This is a genomic window from Paenibacillus humicola, assembly GCF_028826105.1.
GTDB lineage: Bacteria > Bacillota > Bacilli > Paenibacillales > Paenibacillaceae > Paenibacillus_Z > Paenibacillus_Z humicola.
On the sequence record NZ_JAQGPL010000001.1, the window covers coordinates 5,636,990 to 5,660,438 of the forward strand.

Genomic DNA, 23,449 nt, shown 5'->3' on the forward strand with positions numbered 1-23,449 from the left:
ATCGGTACTGCCGAACCGCGGAAACGGCCAAACGCAAATAAACCGGTACTGGCCGTACCGCATGCAAGACCGGCTGAAAGAATACACCGTTCCTTTCCTCACAAAAGGAAACGGCTGACGCCGTCCTCTGGGAGCAAGCTATAATCCATTCCTAGATCGAAAAAAACGATCCCCATTCCGTGCCGAAGCGCTCTTCTGCGCCAAGCTTGGAATAGGGATCGTCTTTTTTGCCTGACCGCTAGTCGGGGCAAGCCGTAAATTGTTCGCGCACATCCCGTACGGCGGCTATCAGCTTCGACGGATCGCGCGACAAATCGATAAACTTCGCGGCCAGATGGCCGAGCCCCGCGCGAGCGGCGATGCGCTTTTCGTTCAACACCCACTCTCCGCGGGCCGCCAGCCGGGCATGCGATTCTTCGATAATCGCCCTTGCCAACGTGCCTGCCGTGCCGACCGGATCGCCGTTAGCCGCATAAGCTTCCTCCGCGTAGGAGAGATGCAGCAAGGCCGAATCATGCCAGAACCTGCACGCTTCCTCGCGAAGCAATTCGGGATATTCCGGCTTCGGCAGCGAGCCGGTCAGCGTCCGCCCGAGCGCCAGCTCCGCAGCGACGACGTATGTCGGAATGCCCGCCAGGTAGAAAGGCAGCCGTTCCACCTGAAATCGCCCCTTTTCCGCTGCCTGAAGATGGCGCTCGACTTCGTCAAGGTCGCGGTAATGCACATCGACGCGCCGGCCGTCCGCCGTCAGCCAGGCCCCGCCGTTCATGACGCCGCCGCCCCATTCTCCCGTCCCGAAGACCGTGCCGGGCCAGCCCAGCCGGCGAATGCCATCCGGCTCGAATGTCCCGCGGTAATAAACAGCGAAATCGTAATCGCTGCCGGAACGGTGCTCCCCCGTAGCCCTCGAACCGCCGAGCGCAACCGCCCGGACGCCCGAAACGGAGGCCAGACGGTTTGCAATATAAGCGATAAACGCGTCATCCGTCGAATATTCCATCTCATCACCCCGGTTTTATTTTACCGGAACTGCCGTCCCGGCTGCGGGTAACGTTCGGTTTAAATCGTTTTCACCCGGTTCCCCACCCGCGAAAGGTTCGATGCTCACCGCCGGCAGTTTCACCGTTTTTTCATTACCTTACGGTCAATCGTGTTAAGCAATCTATGGTAAAATGGAGGGACCGAACAAAACGGGGAGTGGAATCATGAGCGAGAAAACGATGGAGAAAAAGTCGTCGTCCTGGAAAACGATGCTGATCGTGATGTCCGCCGTGCAAGGAATTATGATGCTGGCCTTTACCAGCGCTTCGCCGTTCCTGGCCCTGTACATCGAACAGCTTGGCGTGCACGATATGAACAAAGTCGACATTTGGTCAGGCGTCATCCAGTGCTCGACTCCGCTTTTTGCGGCGCTGGTGTCGCCGATCTGGGGCTCGCTGTCCGACCGGACCGGGCGCAAAATGATGGTGCTCCGCTCGACCATTGCCATCGCCTTCTTCAATGTGCTGGTCGGATTCTCGCAAAATACGTGGGAGCTGCTCGGACTGCGCGCGATGCAGGGCGCGTTCAGCGGCTTCTCCGCAGCGGCAATCGCCCTCGTCAGCACGGCCATTCCGGAAGAAAAGCTCGGCTTCGCGCTCGGCTGGACCCAATCGGCGGGGATGGTCGGATCGCTGGCCGGCCCGCTCGTCGGCGGATTCCTGGCGGATACGGTCCACAGCTACAGGGCCGTTTTTTATTTGACGTCCTTGTTTGCGGTCGCGGCCTTCCTGGTAACGCTCATTTTCGTGAAGGAGGAATTTCCGGGGAAACAAGCTGCCGGCAAACGCAAAATGTCGCTGGCCGGGCAGTTCCGCGCCGTGAAGGAGCTGAAATCCGTCCATACGATGTTTCTCGTGCTGTTCATTACCCAGTTCTCGGTCATGAGCGTGCAGCCGGTGCTGCCGGTATTCATGAAGGAATTGATGAGCGGAACGACCGGACTTTTGGGGACGATCGCGGGCGTCGCGTTCTCCGTAACGGGCCTCGCCGATCTCATCGCGTCGCCTTTTCTCGGCAAACGCAGCGATCAGCTCGGCTACCGGCGTGTGCTCACGATCTGCATGACGGGCGCGGGGCTTTTTTATTTGCCGCAGGCGCTGGCGCCCAACATCTGGGTGTTTATCGCGTCGCGCTTCGGGCTGGGGCTGTTCATCGGAGGCATCCTGCCGACGGCGAACGCGCTTGTCGGACGGCTGACGCCGGCGCACCAGCGAGGCCAGGTATTCGGGCTGACGTCCAGCGCGACCTTTCTCGGCTCGTTCGCCGGGCCCCTGCTCGGCGGATTCGGTTCGGCCGCGCTCGGCATCCGCTGGATGCTGGGAATTACAAGCATGCTCTATTTGCTGAATATGCTGTGGGTCCGGCTTAAGGTGAAAGATCCCGTGGCGGTAAAGGCATCGGCCGGAACCGTGCCCAAGCAGGCTGGCCGCGCGTCAAGAACCGTCGAGAGGTTCCGCTAGACGATCAGATCCCACAGCTGTTTGCCGACGAGCAGCAGCGTCATCGCGACAAACAGCGGACGCACGTAACGGGCGCCCTTTCGGATCGCCACCTGCGAGCCGATCAGAGAACCGAGCACCATGGCGGCGCCCATGATCAGCCCGAGCCGGTAGTCCACCCCGCCAAGCAGCAGGAAAACCGCCAGGCTCGCGGCGTTGCTGCCGAAATTAAGCACCTTCGCGTTGCCTGCGGCGGATACGAAATCGAAGCCGAGCAGCAGGAACGCGAACAGCAGGAACGATCCCGTTCCCGGGCCGAAAAAGCCGTCGTAGCCGCCGAGCAGCAGGGCGGCGGCAGCCATCCACAGACCGGACCGCCGGGTCAGCGCCCGGTAGGTCCGCACGTTTCCCCAGCTTTTGCGCAGCAGCGTATAGACGGTAACGGCAAGCAGCAGCACAATGACGAGCGGCTTCAGGAAGCCGGACGGAATGTGCTGCAGCGCATAAGTGCCCGCTCCCGCTCCGAGCAGCGTGAGCGGGAGCAGCCGGCCGGCCAGCTTCAGCTCGACGTGGCCGGATTTCAGAAAAGAAAGCGTGCTGGTCAGCGAAGACATCGTCCCCGCCAGCTTGTTCGTGCCGAGCGCCAGGTGCGGCGGCAGGCCGGCCATCAGCAGGACGGGCACCGAGATCAGCCCGCCTCCGCCGACAACCGCATCGACGAACGCGGCGGCGAATCCGCCAAGCGCAACCAGCAATATCAGATCTAGCGTTAAACCTTCCATTCGTTTCCCTCGCGTCCGCTACGTCTGCCGGGCTTCGAGCCGGCGCGCGGCCAGCGAAAGCCCGTAATTGACAGCAAAATATAAACCGGCGGCCAGAATCAGAATCGGGAACACGATCTTCGGACCCTGCCCCATAATAATGTTGGCGTGATGCATCATTTCGCCGAGCGAGATCATCACCGTCAGGGACGTATCCTTCAGCAGCGAAATGAACTGGCTCACGATCGGAGGCACCATGCGCCGCAGGCCGATCGGCAGGACGATGTGGCGCAGCGTCTGCATATACGACAGGCCGGAGGCTCGTGCCGCTTCCGTCAGCCCTTTCTCGACCGAGCCGAGTCCGCTGCGCACGATTTCGGCAATCATCGCCGCTTCGAAGACGGTGAGTGCGGTAATCGCCGCCCAGAACGGCGGCAGCGCGATACCGAGCTCGGGCAGGCCGAAGCGGGCGAAGAAAATAAGCAGCAGGAGCGGCAGGTTCCGCACCAGCTCGACCGCAGCGCCAAGCAGCGCGGACAGTACGGGAATGCGCGCGTAACGGAGCGCGCCGATTAGGCACCCGGCCAGGAAACTGAACACGATGGCCAGAAACGCGAGCCGCAGCGTCACGCCGAAGCCCTCAAGCAAAAAAGCGAGATTGTCCGCCGAATAAGCCGCCCCGAAATCCATGTCTCCCGCCCCCTTACCCGCTTCGCGCCAGCCGGCGTTCGAGCATGCGGGACGCGAAGCTGAGCGGAATCGTGAGCACAAGATAGAATAAAGCGACGAAGGCGTACGTGCTGATCGTATCGTACGTTTCCGAGTTGATGAGATCGCCGAAATACATCAGGTCGAGTCCCGCGATCACGCCGAGAATCGACGAGTTTTTCACCAGGTTCAAAAACTGGTTCGTCACCGGCGGCACGACGATCTTGACCGCCTGCGGCAGCACCACGTAACGCATCGCCTGGTTGTACGTGAGCCCGGAGGAGCGCGCCGCCTCCATCTGTCCGCGCGAAACGGACAGAATGCCCGCCCGGATCGCCTCCGCGATATAAGAGGAGGTATAGACCATCAGGCCGAGCGTCCCGGACACGAATTCGTTCAGCACCAGACCGAGCGCCGGAAGCCCCAGATAAAACAAGTATACCACCAGCAGCAGCGGAACGTTGCGAAAAAACTCCACATACACCGTCCCGGCCGCATTCAGCGCCCGGAACGGCGCGATGCGCATCACGGCGATGACCGTGCCGATGGCGAAGCTCCCGGCGAGCGCGAGCAGACTGGCGAGAACCGTGTGGCGGACGCCTTCCAGGTATAAGTCCAGATGCTCGGTCAAAATGGAAATGTCGATCATTCGCGCTCCTCCTTTCCTTCCGCCGACGGATTATGCGGCCGCCGGTTTTTCTCCGATCCATTTTTCATAGATTTTGTCGTACTCGCCGCTCGACTTCAGTTCGTTTAACACCTCGTTGATCTGCTGGACGAGCCCGGCTTCCCCTTTCTTCACGGCGATGCCGTACGGCTCGTCGGTGAAGGTGCCGCCAACCACTTCGAAATTCGGATCCTGCTGCGCCATGCCGTACAGGATGGCGTTGTCGGTCGTCAACACCTCCCCCTGCCCGGCGCGAAGCGCAGTGAACGCCTCCTGGTAATTTTCGTACTGCTTCACGCGCAGCCCTTCCACGCGGTCCTCGATGTTTTTGATCGAGGTCGACCCTTTGACGCCGAGCACCTGCGTATCCTTCGTCACGTCGTCCAGGCTGCGGATCGGGCTGCTTTTCTTGACGAGCAGAGACTGCCCGGCCTTGAAATACACGTCTGAGAAATCGACTTCCTTTTTGCGCTCCTCCGTCACCGTCATCGTCGCGACAATCAGGTCGATCTCGCCGTTATTGAGCATCGGAATACGTGTCTTCGACGTCACTTCCTTCAGCTCGAGCTTCGTTTCGTCGCCAAGCAGCTTCTTGGCGATCGCTTTGGCGATATCGATATCGAACCCTTCGACCTGGCCCGATCCCGTGTCCTTCAGCCCGAACAGCTTCGTGTCGAATTTGACGCCGGCGATCAGCTTGCCCCGCTCCTTGATCGTATCGACAACCGAAGCATCGGAAACCGCCTCGCTTTCCCCGCCGGCGGGTTCTCCGCTTCCGGTCGTTTTGCCGCTGCCGCCGCCGCAGGCCGCGGTAACCAGCATGAGCGCCAGCCCTACCAGCCCGGCGGCGAAAAATTTTTTCCGGTTTCTCATTCCGATCCCCTCGTTTCCTTGATTTTTATCGGTTAATGCTGAAGCAAACGGCTCAAAAACAGCTGCGCCCGTTCCGCCCGCGGATGCGCGAAAAATTGCTCAGGAGGCGCTTCCTCGACGATCCGCCCTTCGTCCATGAAGACGACGCGGTCGCCGACCTCGCGGGCGAAGCCCATCTCGTGCGTGACGACGACCATCGTCATCCCTTCGCCGGCGAGCGTCTTCATGACGCCCAGCACCTCGCCGATCATTTCCGGGTCGAGCGCGGACGTCGGCTCGTCGAACAGCATGATCTGCGGCTTCATCGCCAGCCCGCGGGCAATGGCCACCCGCTGCTGCTGCCCACCCGACAATTGCGAAGGATAGGCGTCCGCCTTCTCGGAAATGCCTACTTTCTGCAGATAGATTCGTGCGGATTCCCGGGCTTCTGCGGCTGGTATGCCGCGCACCTTCATCGGCGCCAGAATAATATTTTCGAGGACGGTCCTGTGCGGATACAGATTGAAATGCTGAAAAACCATGCCGATCTCGCTGCGCAGCTGATTGAGATCGGTCCCTTTGCCGTTGACACGCTTGCCGTTGACGGTCAGCTCGCCGTCCGTTATCGGCTCGAGGCCGTTGATGCAGCGGAGCAGCGTGCTTTTGCCCGATCCGGACGGGCCGACAATTACGGCTACTTCTCCCCGGCCGATCGTCAGATCGATGTCCTTTAATGCGTGGAAACGACCGAAATGCTTGTTTACCCGCCGAAACGTAATCATAGGTTCCCTCCTTCCGCGCATCGGCTGCTTGCTCACTTTATTTATCCATAGATATGCAAGCGGCCTGTTTCGCAGAATAACGTTCCCTACATGCCGTAGTGTCAGGCGTTTCGAACCATCATGAAAGCCATGCCTTATGCGGCCTAAAGGATTTATAATAAGATCAAAAGAAAAGGAAGGACGTGACGGATAGGATGAGTCAACCGCTCAGAGTGGTCATCGGAGCCGGCGGGATTTGCAACAATCCGGGGTGGCTGCACACGGAGGAAGATGAGCTCGGCCTGCTGCGAAGGGCCGATTGGGAGCGGACATTCGCGCCCGGCTCGATCGATGCGATCCTGGCCGAGCACGTATGGGAGCATCTGACTTATGACGAAGGCGTGAGGGCCGCAGCGTTGTGCGCCGAATTTTTAAAGCCGGGCGGGTATATCCGGTGCGCGGTGCCGGACGGAAATTTTCCGGACGAGGCGTATCAGAAGCTGGTGCGGATCGGCGGCCCGGGCCCGGCCGATCACCCCGCCGCAACGCATCAAATCGTGCATACGCGGAAAACGCTCACGGCCATGTTCGAGGCGGCCGGACTTGAGGCGGAGCTGCTTGAATATTGCGATGAAGAAGGCCGTTTTCACGCGGCCGAGTGGGATGAAACGGAAGGCTTCATCTACCGGTCCAAAAGGTTCGACCACCGCAACCGGGACGGCAGGCTCGGCTTCGTATCGCTCATCGCCGATGCCCGCAAGCCCTCCAGATAATCGGAGCATTAAGATAGATGGAGTTTACTCTCGCAGACTTTTATGTAACCTACGGTTCATTTTCCGAAGCAATTGGAGCTGCTGTTACTTGGAAAAAACGATCGTCTTCTAATGCAGCAAAGTACATTGATTTCCCCCAAAAATAATTAACATGCCTCAGCAAAATCACAAAAAGCTCTACATCCAGCCGATGTAGAGCTTTTGTATTCCATTTGCTGCTCGTTAATCCCCTTGCTTCCCACGGCGCTCCACGAAACCCTGCAGGATATGACCCTGGATAGGGTCATATATGCATAATGGACCTGTTTGCCCTCCTGGGTGCGTAAGATTAACGGCGCGGCAACAATATCCCGTCTCGCTTTCTCAAGTATCGTCCGCCGGCGCTACTGCGTGAGCGCATTGCGCACGGCCAGAATGTATTTCGCCTCGTCCAGCGGATTCACACCTCGGCGGGGACGCTCGGCGGTTACGTCCGGCGGGCTTTCGCGGTAGCCGTGGAAAAACGTCGATAGCGTGCCGCGCCCTTTCGTCAGCGAACCGAGCCGTGCCGGAAAATCGAGCGAGGTCGCGACGGGCAGCAGCCCTTCGAGCTCCATCCGCTCCCGGCGGACGACCGGCGTATCGAACTCGCCGCGCATGACGACCAGCTCGTTCATCAGCTTCCCGCCGAATTCCTCGGGAACGGACAAGCGGAAGCGCAAAATCGGCTCGAGCAGCTTCGTGCCGACGTTAGCGAGCCCGTTCATGATGCCCATCGGCGTCGCCACGACAAAATCGAGCGGGTGCGTATGCCAGATATGATGCTCGCCTTCAAGCAGCGTCACCTTGAGATCGGTCACCTCCCAACCGCGCAGGCCCTGCTGCAGCGCCTCCGGCGCGCGCCGCGCCACCTCGTTCTGGTAGCTCTCGAGCAGCCGCTCGCGATTCGCAACCGATTCGTAGCGCAGTCCGCTCCCCCGCTCGCCCGGCTCAATCCGAAAACGCAAAATCGCCCAGCACGGCTTCGGCGCCAGGTACGCGACATAGCCTTCCCCTGCAGACGCAGGCGTCTCTTTATAAATAACGGTTGGCGCGCCGAATTCCACCTCGAGGCCGAACCGGCTCCTCAGCAGGTGCGTCAGCACCTCGATCTGGATCGGCCCCATCACCTTGAGGTGCAGCTCCCGTTCCTCCTGCAGCCACTGCAGGTCGAGCAGCGGATCCTCGTCCGCCAGCTCCTGAAACGCCGCGACGACGGCGGGATATTCCGCCTCATTGCGCCATTTCGCCTGCACCGTAAGCAGCGGCACGGCAAGCCGCTTCTCGCCCGGCACGCCCTCCGGCGAGCCGACGATGTCGCCGATGCGCGCGCGGTTCCAGCCGTAGACGGCGGCGATGTCGCCCGCCCGCAGCACGCCGATGTCCTCCGTCTTCTGCCCCTGCAGGCGGCGGATTTGCGTCACTTTCTCCTGCAGCTCACGCGTGACGTTCACGACCGTATCGCGGTTTTGGATAACGCCTTCGTACAGGCGTACATAAGCAATCCGGCCCATCGCCGGGTCCTTCTCGATCTTGAAAATAACGCCGGCTGCCGGCTTTTCCTCCGAGCCGCCGGGGGACGGCAAATAACGCACGATCGCATCGAGCAGCGCGCGCACGCCGATGCCTTTGCCCGACGCCCCGAACAGCACCGGGAACAGCTCGCCCTTGCGCGCGCAGCGGACGAGCACCGGCAGCATGTCCCGTGCCGAAAGCGGCCCTTCGTCTAGATATTTCATCATCAGCTCGTCGTCAAGCTCCGCGACGGCTTCCATCAGCCGCAGCCGGTACGGCTCCGCCCATTCGGGCAGCTCATCAAGCGCGTCCGGCGTTCCGGCTGAACCCGGCTCTTCGCCGCCGCCCAGCAGACTGACCGCGCCAACGAACGCCCCTTCCGCGCCTTCCGGAGCCTCAATCGGAACCGCTCCGGGCGACAGGAAGCGGTGAAGCTGCCCGAGCAAGGCGCTCGCGTCCGCCCCGATCCGGTCCATTTTATTCACATAGAGGATGGTCGGGATGCCGAGCTCCCGGAGCGCCTGCCAAATCACCTCGGTCTGCGACTGCACGCCCTCGACGGCCGACACGACGAGCACCGCCCCGTCCATGACGCGCAGCGAGCGCTCCACCTCGGACAGGAAATCGACATGTCCCGGCGTATCGACCAGGTTGATCGGCGTATCCTTCCACGTCAGCCGGGTTACCGCCGCGCGGACGGAAATGCCCCGCTCCCGTTCGACATCCAGCCAATCCGTCTGCGCCGTGCCGGTGTCGACGCTGCCGAGCGAGCGGGTCAGGCCGCTCAAGTAGAGCATATGTTCGGTTGTCGTCGTTTTGCCCGCATCGACATGAGCGAAAATGCCGACATTGCGCAGGTTCGTTTGCCCTTTCATTTGCCCGTACGTCTCCTTTTTTCGTCACAACGTCAAATCCGGTAGCTCTAGCTTACCCGAGGCGGCCCATCGCGGCAACATAAAAGGCGTTCGGCATCGGTGAAAACCGGCAATCCGCTCCAGCCCTTCCCGCACGTCCGGCGAAAAAAAGAAAGCCCGTGCCGCTGCACAGGCTTCCCGCCAAGAAATTTACATTTCCCCAAACATGAAATTATACAGGAGCGACGCCACTTCCGCCCGGCTCGCATATTGCTGCGGCGCAAAGCGGTTATCCGGGGTTCCGTGAATAAGTCCTTTGGCCGCTGCCGTTTTGACGTAAGGAACGGCCCAAGACGGAATTCTGCTGCTGTCTTTAAAGCTTAACGGGTTGTCATTCTGCAGCGGCTCCTGCATGCCCCGCACAAAAATCGCGGTCATTTCCGAACGCGTTACCTTCCGGTTCGGCTTCAGCGTGCCATCCGCATAGCCCTTGACGATTCCGGCTTCGACCGCCGCCTGCCAATATGCCTCCGACCACGCCGGAATGTCGCTGCGATCCGCGAACTCAAGCTCTTTGCCGTCCGATTCCAGCCCTAACGCTTTCACCGTCATCGCGATATATTCCGATCGCGTAACCGCTTGATTCGGCCGGAACTCGTTGTTCTCGTATCCGGTCACGATACCGGTGCTTCGCAATGCCGAGACCGGCTCATAGGCCCAGTGTTCTTCGGACAGATCCGCAAATGGTTCTTCCGGCGGCATTGTCATCATGGACGCGATCGGACCGATTACGCTTGCTTCCCCGAATTCCGCCGCAAGCGAGGGATCCTCTTCCAGCTGCTCGGTCGTAATCACCTGATCGGCCGGAGGAACCGGATAGGTAATCGTTTGGTTCACGTTCCAGGTCTGGCGGTGAAGCTTCACATTGAAATCGACGAATGTCAGGCCTTGCGGAGCGCTCAGCCCCGCTTCCGACACCAGGCTTGCGGGAATCTTAACGCCGACCGCCGCATCGAATTGGTCGATGCGTTTATCGGCATTGATCCAGACATCGAGTGCCAAATCCACGTCCCAGCCGGTCGATTTTAACTCTTCGACGTTCACCGTCTTCAGTTCTTCGACCAGCTTCGCCAGTTCCTCATTGAGGCCGGCACCGGGCTCCAGCGCTTCGGGCGGAACCGTTTCGCCCAGGATGTCCGTCAGCTGCCGGTCCAGATCGGGCGTTTGACTCAGCTTCTCCAGGAATACCGTTACCGCGTCCACCATCTCTTTAAAATCCATGCTGATGCGGACATGCGTGGCCGGCTCGCTGCTGCCGTCCGGCAGATCGACCGTTTCACTGCCCACAATATCGACATGGCGGAGCGTAAGCGGATTTTGCTTGATCAGCTGCTCCACGAGCGTTTTCAGCTGCTCCGACATTTCGTCCGGAGACGCCGCCGAGTCATTATGAATACCGAGGAACTTGTTGTCGGCCGACGTCTTCGCGAATATATCGTTTCCTTGTAGATACAAATCCAGCGCAGGAGCCTTCGTGCCCGGCCACAGTCCCGTTTCCAGAATCGGGCCCGGGCCCTTCAAAGTAACCTCGGCATGCGCGTGTTGAAGATCCTTTTGCTGCTCCATGATGATGACGCCGCTTTTCAGCGTCTGCAGCACCCGTTTCGTCTGCTCGTCCTGAACGGGCAAATTGGTATCGACGGTCAGCAGGCTTTTCGACTCGTAAGCGGTGACCTCCGTTCCCTTCGATAATGCTTCCGATAAAATCGGCGCATTCGATACACAGCCCGTCAGCACCAGCAGCATGGCCAGCACACTCCCCACGGCCCATCGAATACGATAAAGCGGCTTGCGATTCCCCATTCCTTTCGTATACCCCTCTCAAAGATGTTGACTTGGAACGCATGAATAATATAGCATCGCAGGCAAAAACCGCATATGTATTTTCTATTGGTAATCCAGAAGTATTTTGGAAAAGCGGAATGCCGTTGGCAACGACTGAAAATAATTTCCACTCGTCCTGACTCTTTCGATCTGTTATTTTGGTTATAAAATCTATTTATTGAGGTATCTATGTACCTGTTAACGCATGAATATCGAAAAAAGGAAAAGATATTCAAGCTATATCTCGCTTTATTCGTTCTGTTTGGAGTCGTGAATACGATTCTAATCTTCTTCGATTCCGGCATTGGAAAATCTTCCGGTCTTCAAATCGCTGCCAATCTGTCAGGTTCAGCCGTGATCTGCGATTTTGCCTGGCGCAGAAAAGGATGGGCGGTGTATGTGATGAAGTTTGCGGTCTGGACGAACATGGCCGGTCTGACGCTTGTTATTTCAGGCGCTTTCAAATCGCTAATTAACAATTGAACGAACAGAAGCAAGAAACGGCAGTCTGCTGCGGAAACCCGCCTTAGACTGCCGTTGATTTTATTCCTCACTCGAGAGTCGTTTACAGCTTCAAATAATTGGCATTCTTAATATAAACCGTGTCGTCTTCCTGTCCGGCCTCGGGCGGCGTATCGCCGTCATGCTCTTCCATGCTGTCCGGTTCGCCGACGACGCCTTTATTGATGAGCAGCTTGGTGCGCACAATCCCGCATTGTTCGGCGCTGCCGTTAATAACGCCGAAATTGACGATCGACCCGGCCGCGTTCATGAGCAGCTCCGGCTCGACATCCGGCGAAATGTTCAGCACGCCCTGGACGATAAAAGCCTGCGTTTCGGCCGTATATTTCAATTCCGCAGCGGTCAGCCTGTATTCGCCCTCCACGACGCGCAGCTTTCCTTTGCAGCCCACGACCTGCACAGCGGGATCCGGTGTTATAGCCAGCACCTCGTCCGTCAGCTCATCCCCGCAAAGGATCATGGCATCGGAGTGCAGGCTGATGCCCGATTCGCCCAAGGCTGCCGGGGAGACGCCGCTGTCGATCCGGATGACTCCTTCGGCATGCAGGCGTTTGTTCCGGACTCTCTTCAGCAGATTGCTATCCAGAGTAAGGTCGTTCTCGACATAATACGTATTCAAGGGGATCGTCTTTATAGCTGCTTTGTGAAGATGAACGATCTTCTCCGTTACGGCGGGGAGCAGATCCTCCCGAATAACGAGCCGGTCCATAAATTCGACGGCCTGCAGTTTGCCGCTGAGGAGCGAGGCGTCGACATCGTCAAGCATGATGACCTTTCCGGCAAAGGAAATGCGGGCGTTATCCGCGAGTGTGTGCAGGTAAAGATTATTAAGCCGAACGGTTTCGGTTACCAGCTCCGCATCGTTCATAAACGAGATGAGACGCCCGTTATGATTCACGGTTTTCTGCTGCACAATGCCGCTCAAACGTTCCGGGCACCACATTTTTCCGTTTACAATCATGCCCGCGACCTTCAGCTTCAGCGCTTCCTCGTCCGCTTCCGGACGGATGACCACGTCTCCATTCACCATGATAAACATCGGCTTTTCGTTATTCAGCGAAGCGATCTCGTATCGGCCGTTAACCGTGCTCAGCACGGTATTCTCGGGCACTTCGGCCCGCACGTTGATATTTTTCTGCGAAATGCCTGCAAGTAAGCTTGATGTAGCCTTACTGTAGAGAAGCACATTAATGTTTTTGAGGTGGCTTACCCCTTCCAAGGTTTGTTCGGTTGCAGCGGTAATGTCCAGCACGTTCACGTTTTTGATCGTTTTGCTCACGTCGTTCTCCTCCTTTTACTGGTCAACCTGTTTTCTGAGCAGCCGCATGGCCGTGTGAAGCCGGGTCCGCACGGTGGCGTGAGGAACGCCCAGCGAATCCGCGATCTGCCTGCTGTTCATGCCATAGAGAAAGCGCTTTCGAACAAGCTCCCGGAGCGGGGCGGGCAGACTCTGCAAAAGCTCTTCCGCGGCAAGGCCCGATACGTAATCGACCTCGCTCCCAGGCTCATGCCCTTCCGGCAGGCCGACCACGTGCCGGTCTCTTCGCAGCAGATCGAGATGAAGGTTTCGCATGACCTTGAACAGCCAAGCCCGCCGGCTGTGGTCCGCCAGCCGCTGAAGCGTGGCCCAGTGGGTCATGGCCCGCAGAAACGTTTCCTGGAGCAGGTCCTCCGCGGTCTTCTCATTCCCGGCGATCGACCTCGCGAACCGCTCCAGCTCCGCCTTGTGCAGGTTATACAGCTCTTCGATCATCGTGGAAGCTCCAATCTGGATACCGGATTTTCGCACCGTGTTCGTTTGTCATGTGTATAACGTTCGAGACGGGTAAAGTGTTTGGCGGCGGCCGAAAAAATTTTTTCAAAGAAGAAACGGCTGACGCTGACTCTAAGTGCGGAACAAGCGATATAGCGAGTTTTTCGATCGATTGAAAAGGAAACGGCAGCCTGCCGGGACGGGAAACCCGTTGACAGACTGCCTTATTGCAAACATTTGCGCCTCCTGCCGAGGTGCCGGAGGTTCCCCGCCGTCTAAGCGTTTAAGACTTACTACGGGAAAAGCGAAGGATTAGCTCGGCTGCGCGCAGGCGAAGCTCGCCGTTCTCATGCTGCAGCATCTCCTCAAGAACATGGAGCGCTTCCCGTTTCAAAACATCGCTTCGATTTCTTTGAAGATGAAACGAATATCTTCTTTTCCGCAGGCCGCGCAGTCCCCAATCCGCCAGCGTCCAGGTATGTTTATGCCGCTGCCGCAGCTCGGCCTGCCGTGATTCTTGCCATTTTTCATACGTGTATGGGTGATGAAGCTGGATCATATATGTGATTCCTCATTTCCCGCACTCAAGAACGGGCGAGCTCATGCACCATCTTAAAATTGCCGGGCTCCGCGCGGAAGCCGATCAGATCGCGGTTGATGTGCAGCATCGGCCCGTTCATCGAATCGTTGTGTGTTCTTAAATAAGTTACGCCGCCCGCCCGAGCCGTCCGGGTGCCGAGCATTTTCAGGGCGAGCGCAATGCGGCGCCCGCGATATTCGGGGAGCACGCTCGTATATTCATGGTACATTGCCCGCGTCTGTTCGTTATATTGAAGCGTGACGACACCGACGAACCGGTCGCCGTCCTTCGCGATATGAATCCATTCCGGGCGGACGCCGTGCAGCTCAAGGGTCCACTTTTTCCATTCTTCAAACCAGGGGTAGCTCCCCGAATAACCGGGTATATCCACGGCCGTCACTTTATACAGCTCGTAGAGCTTGCGCTCGCTCTCTTCGCCCGGCTCCTCCGCCAGCGTGATGAAACGGATGCCGGCCCGTTCCGCGCCGCCGATCGCACGGTCCAGCTCGCCGCCATCGAAATCTCCCAAATCCAGAACGGATTCAAACATATGGCGTTCCTTCACGTAACCGCGCCTTGCCGCAAACGCGACCGCGTTCTCGTCCGTTTCCCGAACAAAAAGAGTCAGCTTCGAAGCTTTGACTTCGACTGCCCATCGGTAAACCGTTTCATATAACTCGCTGCCGATTCCTCCCCCGCGATGTTCCGGATGAACGACAAGCGTAAGGAAAAGCTCCCCCGGTTCCGTCCAAGGAGCCCGCCAGGCGGTGGTATAAGCGACAACCTGCCCGTGCTCGTTTTCCGCCACCCATTTGGGCCGGTCCCATCCCGTCAGCTTGCCCTCATCGTTGTACTCCAGCCGGCCGGGAGGAATTTTGTCTTCGTCTTCTTTAAGCCGCTCAGCCGTCGTCGGCTCCGACCAAATCAAATTAAGCAGCGGCGCAGCCGCCGCAAAATCGTCGGGCTGCCTCATATTTCGAATCGTAAATTTTTTCATCGTCCCACCTCCAAGCGCGCGTCAAACCGCTCCGTGACCATTATCCCATGACCGGAAGCCTTCGGCACGGTAAAGTCCGGGTATAGAAAAAGTTTCCGGATAATTTCAGTTAAACCGAATTTCCCCTTTTATTTCGCAGGTGCTCCTTGTAATGTAAATCATAGAACGGATGCGATTCGGAAAGGCGGGCGTGAGATGAACGAGAACTACACCGAAAACATCAGGCGCAATTGGAACGAGTGGGCGGATTCCTGGTATCTCAAATACCGGACGGAAGAGGCGATTTCGGCCATTATCCGGCGTCCGGAGTCCGCGTTCCATTCAACAACGTACGCCATGATTCAAAGGGCGATGCCGGACTTTGAGGGAAAACGCGTTTGCGTCCCTTCAAGCGGCGACAATCATGCGGTTTACGCTTTTCACCTCATGGGGGCGCAAGTCACGTCATGCGATATTTCGGAAAGACAGCTGGAAAACAGTTCCAGCATCGCTCAAAAGCACGGCTGGGATATCGAATTTATTTGCGCAGACACCATGAAGCTCTGCCAATTGGACAGCGATGCCTACGATTTCGTCTATACGTCGAACGGCGTTCACGTATGGATCTTTGACCTCAATGCCATGTATCAGAGTGTTCATCGCATTCTGAAAGGCGGCGGGACGTATATCATGTTCGACGTTCATCCCTTCATGCGCCCGTTCGGAACGGCTTCCGCTCATGCTCTCCAAGTGGTCAAACCTTACGACGCCGGCGGTCCATTCGAAGCTACGCCCACCTTTCATTGGCGTGTGCAGGACATGATCAATGCGATGATGAGTTCGGGCCTGAGCATCCGGCATATGGAAGAGATGTACGCAGAGAACGGTTCATTCTGGGAGGATCAATCGTCGGATGACGCTGCGCCCCTGTCCGAGCAAGAGCTTGCGGATAGATGCAATTGGAAGCTCAACCCTCTTGCGGCTCTTCCGCAATGGTTGTCGGTGCAGGCGGTGAAATGACGGCATGATTTTGAAAGGACGCTCAGAAAGACGTGAGCCGAGAGGCAATTTCAGTCCATTTTTAGAGGAACAAATTCACCTTGGGGAGCGTGATTTTGCGTACCGACAAGTTATCGCAAACGGATTATCGTGGTTTTCAAATGAAATCAAATGTACTATGCTGGATGTAAAAGGAGGTTCCATAATTGGAATTGATTACACATTCCGTTCGAAACCCTTCACGGCTCAAACTGATGATATCTATGATCGTCTTGGGTTTCATTTCACTGGGCAATGTCATTCGGCATGTTCAGGAAAAGGAAGCTTCTTGGGATCTATATGCTTCTGCGGCGTTGTTTCTGTGCTGTTTAGCGGCTTTCATCCAATCCCTTATCCTGTCATTTCAGAAACCGACGGGGCTCCGTCTGCACGAGGATACCCTTCTTTTGAACGGGACTTCCATTCGAGCAAAAGAAATTCAGGCCATTATGAAAATGGGAACGTTCAGTACCACGGTTGGCATTAAGCCGCACGGGAGAAGAATCGTCCCCCTCCGGATGTGCTTCCGATTTGCCGGCGACGAATTAAACGGGATTGCCGATCTTGCCGCTTGGGCCGAACGGAACCGGGTCAAGCTGGTCGATCAGGCTTTTCAAAGATGGATCTGAAGCTTGCCGTGAAGAAAAACAAGTCTTTTGAAATCCCATCCTAATTATTGAAAGGTGTGACCGCTCATGAAGTTCAGCCAGATGCCTTACGAACGGCCCGATGTGAAGCAAATGGAGCAGCAGTTCAAGGAGCTGATCCGGTCGATGAACGAGGCGAAAACCGCCGAGGCGCAGATCGAAGCCATGGAAGGCGTCAATCGGCTCCGGAACCGGTTCGAAACGCTGGGTCAGCTGGTGGAAATCCGCCATTCCATCGATACAACCGATGAGTTCTACAAAGCCGAGCAGGATTTCATGGACGAGAACAAGCCGGTCGTTCAGGAATATGTGAGCGATTATTACCGGGCGCTGGTCCATTCGCCCTTCCGCGGCGAACTGGAAGCCCGTCTGGGCAGCCAGCTGTTTCGTCTGGCCGAAATGTCATTAAAGACGTTCACCCCTGAAATCATCGAGGACTTGCAGCAGGAAAACAAGCTCATTTCGGCATACGCGCAGCTGATGGCATCGGCCAAAATACCGTTTGAAGGGGAAGAGCGGACACTGCCGCAGCTCACTCCCTTCGAACAGTCGACGGACCGGGCGATGAGACGGCGGGCTTCGGAATGCCGGTACCGGTTTATGGCCGAGCACGAGCAGGAGCTGGACCGGATTTTCGATGAGCTGGTCAAGGTTCGAACGGCTATCGCCCGGAAGCTGGGGTACGACAATTTCGTACCGCTCGGGTATGCCCGGATGAGCCGCACAGACTACGACGAGAACATGGTGAATCGTTTCCGCAGCCAAGTGGCGGAGCATATCGTCCCGGCGGCGACGCGGCTGAAAGAACGTCAGCGCCGGCGCATCGGCGTCGATCAATTGAAATTTTACGACGAAAGCTTCAGCTTTCCGTCGGGCAATCCGAAGCCGAAAGGCGATCCGGACTGGATCGTAGCAGGCGGCTCCGAAATGTACGAGGCCATGTCTCCGGAAACGGGAGCGTTTTTCCGCTTCATGACGGAGAACGAACTGATGGATCTGGTGAGCAAAAAAGGCAAGCAAGGGGGCGGCTACTGCACGTTCCTGCCCGATTACCGCGCGCCGTTCATCTTCTCGAATTTTAACGGAACTTCCGGCGACATCGACGTCTTGACGCATGAGGTCGGCCACGCTTTCCAGGTGTATGAAAGCCGGCAGCTCGGCATTCCGGAATATTTCTTCCCCACTTTCGAGGCGTGCGAAATTCATTCCATGAGCATGGAATTTTTCGCGTGGCCGTGGATGGAACGGTTTTTCAAGGAGGATGCGGAGAAATACCGCTTCAGCCATCTGTCGACCGCCCTGCTCGGCGTCGCGTACATATCGGCCGTGGATGAATTCCAGCATTTCGTCTACGGCAATCCGGAGGCGACGCCGGCTGAACGCAAGAGCGCTTGGCGAAGCATCGAACGAAAATACTTGCCGCACCGCGATTACGACGGGGTCGATTATTTGGAGCGGGGCGGTTTGTGGCAGCGTCAGCTTCATATTTTTCACTATCCGTTCTATTATATCGACTATGCGCTGGCGCAGGTGTGCGCCTTCCAATACTGGGACCGGATGCAGAAGGACTACCGCAGCGCTTGGGACAGCTATCTGACATTGTGCCGCGCCGGGGGCAGCCGCTCTTTCCTCGAGCTGGTCGAATATGCAGGGCTGACCTCGCCGTTCGAATCCGGCTGCGTCGAATCCGTCGTCGGCGGAATCGAGCAATGGCTGGACGGTGTGGAGGATCTGAAGCTGTGAAGCAGGTCATCCGCCATTTGTTCGGGGCTGAGTGGAACGCTTCGCGTTCGCTAAAAGCGATAGCTTGGAAAAAGAGTGCAACCTTTTCATTGCGACTGCCGTTTGAGAGGATGTCAGCAAACGACAATTCGTAAGTTTGAAAGGAGCACTCGACTTGAACATGAGCAAAAAGAAAGTCATCGCAGCGGCGGCAATCGCCGGACTGCTCGGAACGACGGCGGCTGCCGAGGCTTCGGGCCTGATCGGCAAAGTGAGCGGTCTTCTGCGGAATGACATTGCGGTCACCGTCGACGGGGCAAGCACCTCGATGAAGCCCGTTATGATTAACGGCCAAGCCTATTTGCCGGCACGCAGCGAGGCGGAGGCGCTCGGTTACGATGTGACCTATGACGCCAAGGACAAAGCGCTCGAGCTGCACAAGCGCCAGGAAGAAGCGGCGGAATATATGAAGATGACGGGCGTCATTCAAAGCATTGAGCCGGCCGGGAACGGCACCTTCCGGATCGAACTGATGGGCAGGGGCGACGCCCGCTGGATGATCCTGACCGCGGACAAAGACACGCAGCTGAAGGATAAGGACGGCAAGCCGATAGCCGCCGGCAGCCTGAAGACGGGGACGCAAGTCATAGCCGAATACGGTCCGATGGTGGCGATGAGCTACCCGGGGCAATCTCATGCCGCCCAAATCGTGTCGCTCGGCGATGAGCTGGTCAAGGAAGATGTACTGGGGTCGGTCAAGCATACGGACGACGGCTGGCAGATCCAGTTCGGCGAGACGGAAAACGGCGTTTTCGCGCCGAACCTGACACTGACGGCCGGCAAGGAAACAACGCTGCTGACGTCGCTGGCGGAAGACGTGAAGTGGGAGGATCTGAAAGCCGGCACGAAAGTGCGCGCCTTCTACGGTCCGGACCTGACGAAGAGCATCCCGCCGCAGGGTCCGCTCTTTTACCTGGTCGTTCTGTCGGATAACGGGCAGCCTGTGCCGGCGGATGAAGCGGAATTCCGCGATTTGGGCTGGAAAACCATTCCCTCCGAGCAGAAGCCGCATGTGACGACGAAGAAGGACGAGGCGAAGGTGGAAGTCGTGGACGCCAAAGACTCCGGCGTGCTTGCATCCACCGACGAGCAGAAGCAGGCGCTGCAGAAGCTGCAGGAAGCCGGAGGGAAGCTCGTGCTCGTAACGTACAATACGGATCAGGACACGCTTCTCGGGCCCCTCACCCTGGCGTTCGATCCGGATTCGAAGACGCTGATTGGCTACATGCCGAGAAGATAATAGCAAGAAGGCTTGCCTGGACCCTGTTAAGGTCCCTGCAAGCCTTCTGTTTTGTGCTGGCAATCTTCTTGAATCTTATAACGAAATTTGACCGCCCGCATATTCATCACGCCGATCTTCTGAGCAGTTTCCGTGCCCTCCAATTGCCGCTAGCTCTGGTACGTCTTTAAAAGGATAGTAAGGATCATGGTGAGAATCGTTACAGCAAGCAATACAAAAGCAAGCGCCGATTGTCCCGCTGCGTATAGCGCCCATGACGCCCCGGTGAAGACAATTAACTGGAGAATCAGGCGGAGCGGGGGTTTAACGGGTATTTTTGCTTTAGGAGAGAGAACGACGCCCCAAAAGACGGTGACCACAAGCGGCGTTTCTATCCCCAGAAGGATACGAAGAAGCTGTCCGTCTGCCGCATGAAAGCCCCAATAGCCGTATGATGCCAAGGATCCTAATTCAAGCAAGAAAAAACGAGCAGCACGAACGATTTTAATGGACTCATCAGATCTCTTCACCTCCGCTATCGACTTGCAGCATGTAAGCGCCGCCTGTCAGAGCTCTGAATATTCGATTGTCAAATGCAGCACGGCCGGCCGGTCCGTATCGTTCCGGTACAGGTGAGCGGCATCGGCGCGGAAACGGAGCGCGTCGTACAGTCCGAGCCTATGGTTCGTACCCGCAACGGTAATGGTTACCGTTCCCGACATGACGGCGGCCGTCTCGATCGTTCCGGCGGGATGAGCCTCCGGCTCGTAGAAGCTGTGCGGCTGCAAAAAAGCCCTGTACGTCTCCGTCCTCGATCCCGCAGAGCTGCCGAACATCGGCTCCACCCGCCAAGGGCCGTCCGTGAAATGAACCCCTTCGCCGCTCCGCGACACTTCCGCCGGCTGCTCGTCCTGCAGCAGGAAGGACAGCGGCACGGACAGCCCGTCCGCTATCCGCCACAGGACGGACAGGCTCGGATTCGTCTCGCCCCTCTCGATTTTGCCGAGCGTCAGCTTGCTTACGCCGCTCCGGCCCGCAAGCTCTTCCATGCTGAGCCCCCGCTCCTTGCGCGTCCGGCGCAAAATCGAGCCGATGCTGCGCACAAGCCCCTTCATTCGCTCATCGATATGCTCCGTCTGATCTTCCATCCTGCGAACATCCCTTCATAGAAGAAAACTATAGTTTACTTATTTTCAATTTTGGTATAGTATAACGTACTATAAATGCGCTTATCAATTGGGAAATCATCGTTCAGGTTGGAAAGAGGGAATACATCGTGGGTAAAAACGAATATACAGGCGCTCGGGGCAGCCTCACACTTGCCTCGATGGCGGGAATATTGCTGATCGCCGCGTGCCTGCGCGCTCCGATTACGGCGGTCGGACCGCTCATCGGCGAAATTCGCGAGCATGCCGGGCTGTCCAACGTGCTGGCCGGACTGCTAATCTCACTGCCGCCGCTTGCCTTCGGGATCATGTCGATGGTGACGCCAAAGCTCGCGAAGCGCTTCGGGATCGAAATGACGCTGCTGGCAAGCCTGCTCGTCCTGACAATCGGCATAGCCGCCCGGTCCCTGCCCTATACCGCCGCGCTATTCGCCGGAACGATGATGCTCGGCTTCGCGATCGCCGTCGACAACGTCCTGCTGCCCGCGCTGATCAAACGGGATTATCCGCTTCGCGTAGGAATGATGACGGGCTCCTACACCGTCACGATGAGCACGTTCGCCGGGCTGGCCTCGGGCGTCAGCGTTCCGCTCGCCCTCCATTGGCAGCTGGGCTGGCGCCTATCGCTCCTTGTATGGGGACTTCTGAGCGCCGCCGCTTTTCTCGTATGGATTCCTCGGGTCCGGAGCATCCGTCTCCCGAAGGTCGCCATCGCCAGTGCGGCCAGCGCCAAGCCGCCCAAGAGGAGCAGTCTGCTGCGCTCCGGGCTGGCCTGGAAGGTTACGCTGTTCATGGGACTGCAGTCGCTGCTGTTTTACGTGACCATCGCTTGGCTGCCGGACATTTTGCAAGCCCGGGGGATGAGCGAGGCTTCCGCAGGATGGATGCTGTCGCTCATGCAGTTCGTCAGCCTGCCCGCCTCGTTTTTCCTGCCCATTCTGGCCAGCCGCCGGCGCAGCCAGCGCAGTTTGGTCATTGTGATTGAGATCGCATCGATCGTCGGCTTCGGCGGGCTGCTGACATCCGGACCGGTCGCGCTGTGGGTATGCCTGCTCGGGCTCAGCCAAGGCGCCAACATCAGCCTGGGGCTCACCTTTTTCGCTCTGCGCACACGCAACGCCGCTCAAGCCTCCGAGCTGTCGGGCATGGGGCAGTCGATCGGCTATCTGATTGCCGCCGCCGGACCGGTTCTGCTCGGGTATCTCCATGACGCGACCGGCTCATGGCCGCTCATCCTATGGCTGATGGTCGCCGCTTCGGCGCTTGTTCTCCTCGCCGGCGTCGGAGCAGGCAGGGACACCTTTATCCCGGAAGCCCAATCCGCAGACCGGCGGGAAGAGTCCGAGAGCGCCGAGGCGCTCACCCCTTAACCCCCTCCGACGACATTTGGGAAAAAGCCGCGAACCGGCGCACTTTCCGTCTCGTCGAATGGTACGATGCTGCCTTTTACTTGAGTAAGGGGCAGCCGCGCGGCTGTCCCTTTCATTTGGCAACCCGTGAAGATACATATTTATGCAGTCCGTATTTTGTCTTAAAGCGTCGATTGTCTTTGGTTCGGTGCCTTGAATATGGTAGGATAGTCGACCTCGTCGTATTCTTTTCGTACTGGAAAAGCGAGTTGTTCTTGGGGAGATATTCCGGTACGGAAAGCAAATTGTTGAACACTCATCATAGTCTGCATGTCGAGACGTTTATACGGTTTCCATTTGGATCGAAAAAGTGAAATGCTGCCCACCATACTGGATCACCCACGATGGGAGAGCATTCGATATTGAGCTCCTTTGACCGCTTATGAATATCCAGGAACGTTTCCTTTTCCAGATAAAAATAAGGTCTAGCTGCTGAATTGGTTCTTTGAGTTACTTCCTTCACTTTCTCTAACCAAACGCGATCTCCATAAAAAGAAGAATCTTGGTAGGGACTCTTCCCTTTTAGCAAAGCATATCCGCTAGGCACTTCCCGTTCCGAAGGAATAAGACCTAAGAAATGAGTGTACCAGGCTGTGGAAGCTTCCAAATCAGTAACTCCAAACCTAACTGGAACATCTGCGTACGAAACAAGACGAGAATTTGGAAACAATCCTTCGAACTTTTTTAGATGAACGGCTGTTATCCTCGTATCATCAAAAGCATAGACATCCACGTGCCTTCTTCCATCCGGCCCAATCTTCGGAACGGTATGTTTGATGCCGTGCTGCTTAAAGTAATCAAGCGTTAAATCCCAGTCTCCAACCGCAAAGCAGAAACGCGCATCACCATCATGACGACCAACTAAACTGAGGTGTTCAAAGGTAGAGTCAACAGCCTTTAAAACAATCTGCCCACCGCCAGGCATTAAAAAGAAAGCTTTCTCACCGTGATAATCTTTGTGTCTTTCCCTACAAGTCCATCCCATATGTTCCGAATACCAATCCACGGCTGGATCAAAATACTGACTTTGGATCAGGATAATCCCGCCGTCCCATTTAAAATGTGCAAGCGCCAAATCCATTCC

General features: G+C 57.2%; 23 protein-coding genes. 8 read left to right on the top strand and 15 right to left on the bottom strand.

Annotated features, from left to right (window positions below):
- Positions 1–238: 238 nt before the first annotated feature.
- Complete coding sequence (locus tag PD282_RS25870) at positions 239–1,000, bottom strand: nucleotidyltransferase domain-containing protein (RefSeq protein ID WP_274654539.1); 762 nt, start codon at positions 998–1,000, stop codon at positions 239–241.
- Between the two features lie 205 nt (positions 1,001–1,205).
- Here PD282_RS25870 and PD282_RS25875 point away from each other — a divergent pair, with 205 nt between their 5' ends.
- Positions 1,206–2,501 (top strand): MFS transporter, encoded by a 1,296-nt coding sequence (locus tag PD282_RS25875; protein ID WP_274654540.1) that lies wholly within the window; start codon positions 1,206–1,208, stop codon positions 2,499–2,501.
- Here PD282_RS25875 and PD282_RS25880 read toward each other — a convergent pair.
- Genes PD282_RS25880 through PD282_RS25900 form a run of 5 tightly spaced genes read right to left on the bottom strand, consistent with a single transcriptional unit; the run spans position 2,498 to position 6,250 of the window.
- On the bottom strand, positions 2,498–3,262 hold the full coding sequence (locus PD282_RS25880) for a sulfite exporter TauE/SafE family protein (protein WP_274654541.1): 765 nt from the start codon (positions 3,260–3,262) through the stop codon (positions 2,498–2,500). The two genes, PD282_RS25875 and PD282_RS25880, sit on opposite strands and share 4 nt — an antisense overlap.
- A gap of 18 nt (positions 3,263–3,280) precedes the next feature.
- Positions 3,281–3,931: an amino acid ABC transporter permease gene (locus PD282_RS25885; RefSeq protein WP_274654542.1), complete on the bottom strand. Its 651-nt coding sequence runs from the start codon at positions 3,929–3,931 to the stop codon at positions 3,281–3,283.
- Between the two features lie 13 nt (positions 3,932–3,944).
- Positions 3,945–4,598, bottom strand: a complete 654-nt coding sequence (locus tag PD282_RS25890) for an amino acid ABC transporter permease (RefSeq protein WP_274654543.1) — start codon at positions 4,596–4,598, stop codon at positions 3,945–3,947.
- Between the two features lie 30 nt (positions 4,599–4,628).
- Positions 4,629–5,489, bottom strand: coding sequence for a transporter substrate-binding domain-containing protein (locus PD282_RS25895; RefSeq protein WP_274654544.1), 861 nt, complete (start codon positions 5,487–5,489; stop codon positions 4,629–4,631).
- Between the two features lie 32 nt (positions 5,490–5,521).
- Positions 5,522–6,250: an amino acid ABC transporter ATP-binding protein gene (locus tag PD282_RS25900; protein WP_274654545.1), complete on the bottom strand. Its 729-nt coding sequence runs from the start codon at positions 6,248–6,250 to the stop codon at positions 5,522–5,524.
- Positions 6,251–6,444: 194 nt separating this feature from the next.
- Here PD282_RS25900 and PD282_RS25905 point away from each other — a divergent pair, with 194 nt between their 5' ends.
- Positions 6,445–7,002 (top strand): class I SAM-dependent methyltransferase, encoded by a 558-nt coding sequence (locus tag PD282_RS25905; protein ID WP_274654546.1) that lies wholly within the window; start codon positions 6,445–6,447, stop codon positions 7,000–7,002.
- 383 nt (positions 7,003–7,385) lie between these two features.
- On the opposite strand, the gene PD282_RS25910 is transcribed toward PD282_RS25905, so the two are convergent.
- Complete coding sequence (locus PD282_RS25910) at positions 7,386–9,410, bottom strand: GTP-binding protein (protein WP_274654547.1); 2,025 nt, start codon at positions 9,408–9,410, stop codon at positions 7,386–7,388.
- Positions 9,411–9,599: 189 nt separating this feature from the next.
- Positions 9,600–11,252, bottom strand: coding sequence for an S-layer homology domain-containing protein (locus PD282_RS25915; protein ID WP_274654548.1), 1,653 nt, complete (start codon positions 11,250–11,252; stop codon positions 9,600–9,602).
- 210 nt (positions 11,253–11,462) lie between these two features.
- Here PD282_RS25915 and PD282_RS25920 point away from each other — a divergent pair, with 210 nt between their 5' ends.
- Entirely contained in the window at positions 11,463–11,756 is a 294-nt protein-coding gene (locus tag PD282_RS25920; protein ID WP_274654549.1) for a hypothetical protein, read from the top strand.
- An 82-nt stretch (positions 11,757–11,838) separates the two neighbouring features.
- Here the strand turns inward: PD282_RS25920 and PD282_RS25925 are convergent, their stop codons facing one another.
- The 4 genes from PD282_RS25925 to PD282_RS25940 all read right to left on the bottom strand — a co-directional run bounded on the left by PD282_RS25925 (position 11,839) and on the right by PD282_RS25940 (position 15,125).
- The gene (locus PD282_RS25925) at positions 11,839–13,074 is read right to left on the bottom strand and encodes a hypothetical protein (RefSeq protein WP_274654550.1); all 1,236 of its coding nucleotides are present in this window, start codon (positions 13,072–13,074) and stop codon (positions 11,839–11,841) included.
- A gap of 15 nt (positions 13,075–13,089) precedes the next feature.
- Positions 13,090–13,548: an RNA polymerase sigma factor gene (locus PD282_RS25930; protein ID WP_274654551.1), complete on the bottom strand. Its 459-nt coding sequence runs from the start codon at positions 13,546–13,548 to the stop codon at positions 13,090–13,092.
- A gap of 283 nt (positions 13,549–13,831) precedes the next feature.
- Positions 13,832–14,107 (bottom strand): hypothetical protein, encoded by a 276-nt coding sequence (locus PD282_RS25935; RefSeq protein WP_274654552.1) that lies wholly within the window; start codon positions 14,105–14,107, stop codon positions 13,832–13,834.
- Positions 14,108–14,132: 25 nt separating this feature from the next.
- Positions 14,133–15,125 (bottom strand): GNAT family N-acetyltransferase, encoded by a 993-nt coding sequence (locus PD282_RS25940; protein ID WP_274654553.1) that lies wholly within the window; start codon positions 15,123–15,125, stop codon positions 14,133–14,135.
- A gap of 351 nt (positions 15,126–15,476) precedes the next feature.
- Between PD282_RS25940 and PD282_RS25945 the strand changes: the two genes are divergently transcribed.
- The 4 genes from PD282_RS25945 (at position 15,477) to PD282_RS25960 (ending at position 19,811) form a co-directional block, all read left to right on the top strand.
- Positions 15,477–16,124, top strand: a complete 648-nt coding sequence (locus PD282_RS25945) for a class I SAM-dependent methyltransferase (RefSeq protein ID WP_274654554.1) — start codon at positions 15,477–15,479, stop codon at positions 16,122–16,124.
- Positions 16,125–16,309: 185 nt separating this feature from the next.
- Positions 16,310–16,771, top strand: a complete 462-nt coding sequence (locus PD282_RS25950; RefSeq protein WP_274654555.1) for a hypothetical protein — start codon at positions 16,310–16,312, stop codon at positions 16,769–16,771.
- A 66-nt stretch (positions 16,772–16,837) separates the two neighbouring features.
- Positions 16,838–18,532, top strand: coding sequence for a M3 family oligoendopeptidase (locus PD282_RS25955; protein ID WP_274654556.1), 1,695 nt, complete (start codon positions 16,838–16,840; stop codon positions 18,530–18,532).
- Between the two features lie 160 nt (positions 18,533–18,692).
- Positions 18,693–19,811 carry a stalk domain-containing protein gene (locus PD282_RS25960; RefSeq protein WP_274654557.1) on the top strand — a complete coding sequence of 373 codons (1,119 nt, stop codon included), beginning with the start codon at positions 18,693–18,695 and terminating at the stop codon, positions 19,809–19,811.
- A 149-nt stretch (positions 19,812–19,960) separates the two neighbouring features.
- Here PD282_RS25960 and PD282_RS27505 read toward each other — a convergent pair whose 3' ends face one another.
- Positions 19,961–20,320 (bottom strand): YrdB family protein, encoded by a 360-nt coding sequence (locus PD282_RS27505; RefSeq protein ID WP_420832329.1) that lies wholly within the window; start codon positions 20,318–20,320, stop codon positions 19,961–19,963.
- A gap of 36 nt (positions 20,321–20,356) precedes the next feature.
- Positions 20,357–20,938 (bottom strand): helix-turn-helix domain-containing protein, encoded by a 582-nt coding sequence (locus PD282_RS25965; protein ID WP_274654558.1) that lies wholly within the window; start codon positions 20,936–20,938, stop codon positions 20,357–20,359.
- Positions 20,939–21,066: 128 nt separating this feature from the next.
- Between PD282_RS25965 and PD282_RS25970 the strand changes: the two genes are divergently transcribed.
- Positions 21,067–22,326, top strand: coding sequence for a CynX/NimT family MFS transporter (locus tag PD282_RS25970; RefSeq protein WP_274654559.1), 1,260 nt, complete (start codon positions 21,067–21,069; stop codon positions 22,324–22,326).
- A 298-nt stretch (positions 22,327–22,624) separates the two neighbouring features.
- Here PD282_RS25970 and PD282_RS25975 read toward each other — a convergent pair whose 3' ends face one another.
- Entirely contained in the window at positions 22,625–23,440 is an 816-nt protein-coding gene (locus tag PD282_RS25975; protein WP_274654560.1) for a VOC family protein, read from the bottom strand.
- Positions 23,441–23,449 lie beyond the last annotated feature (9 nt).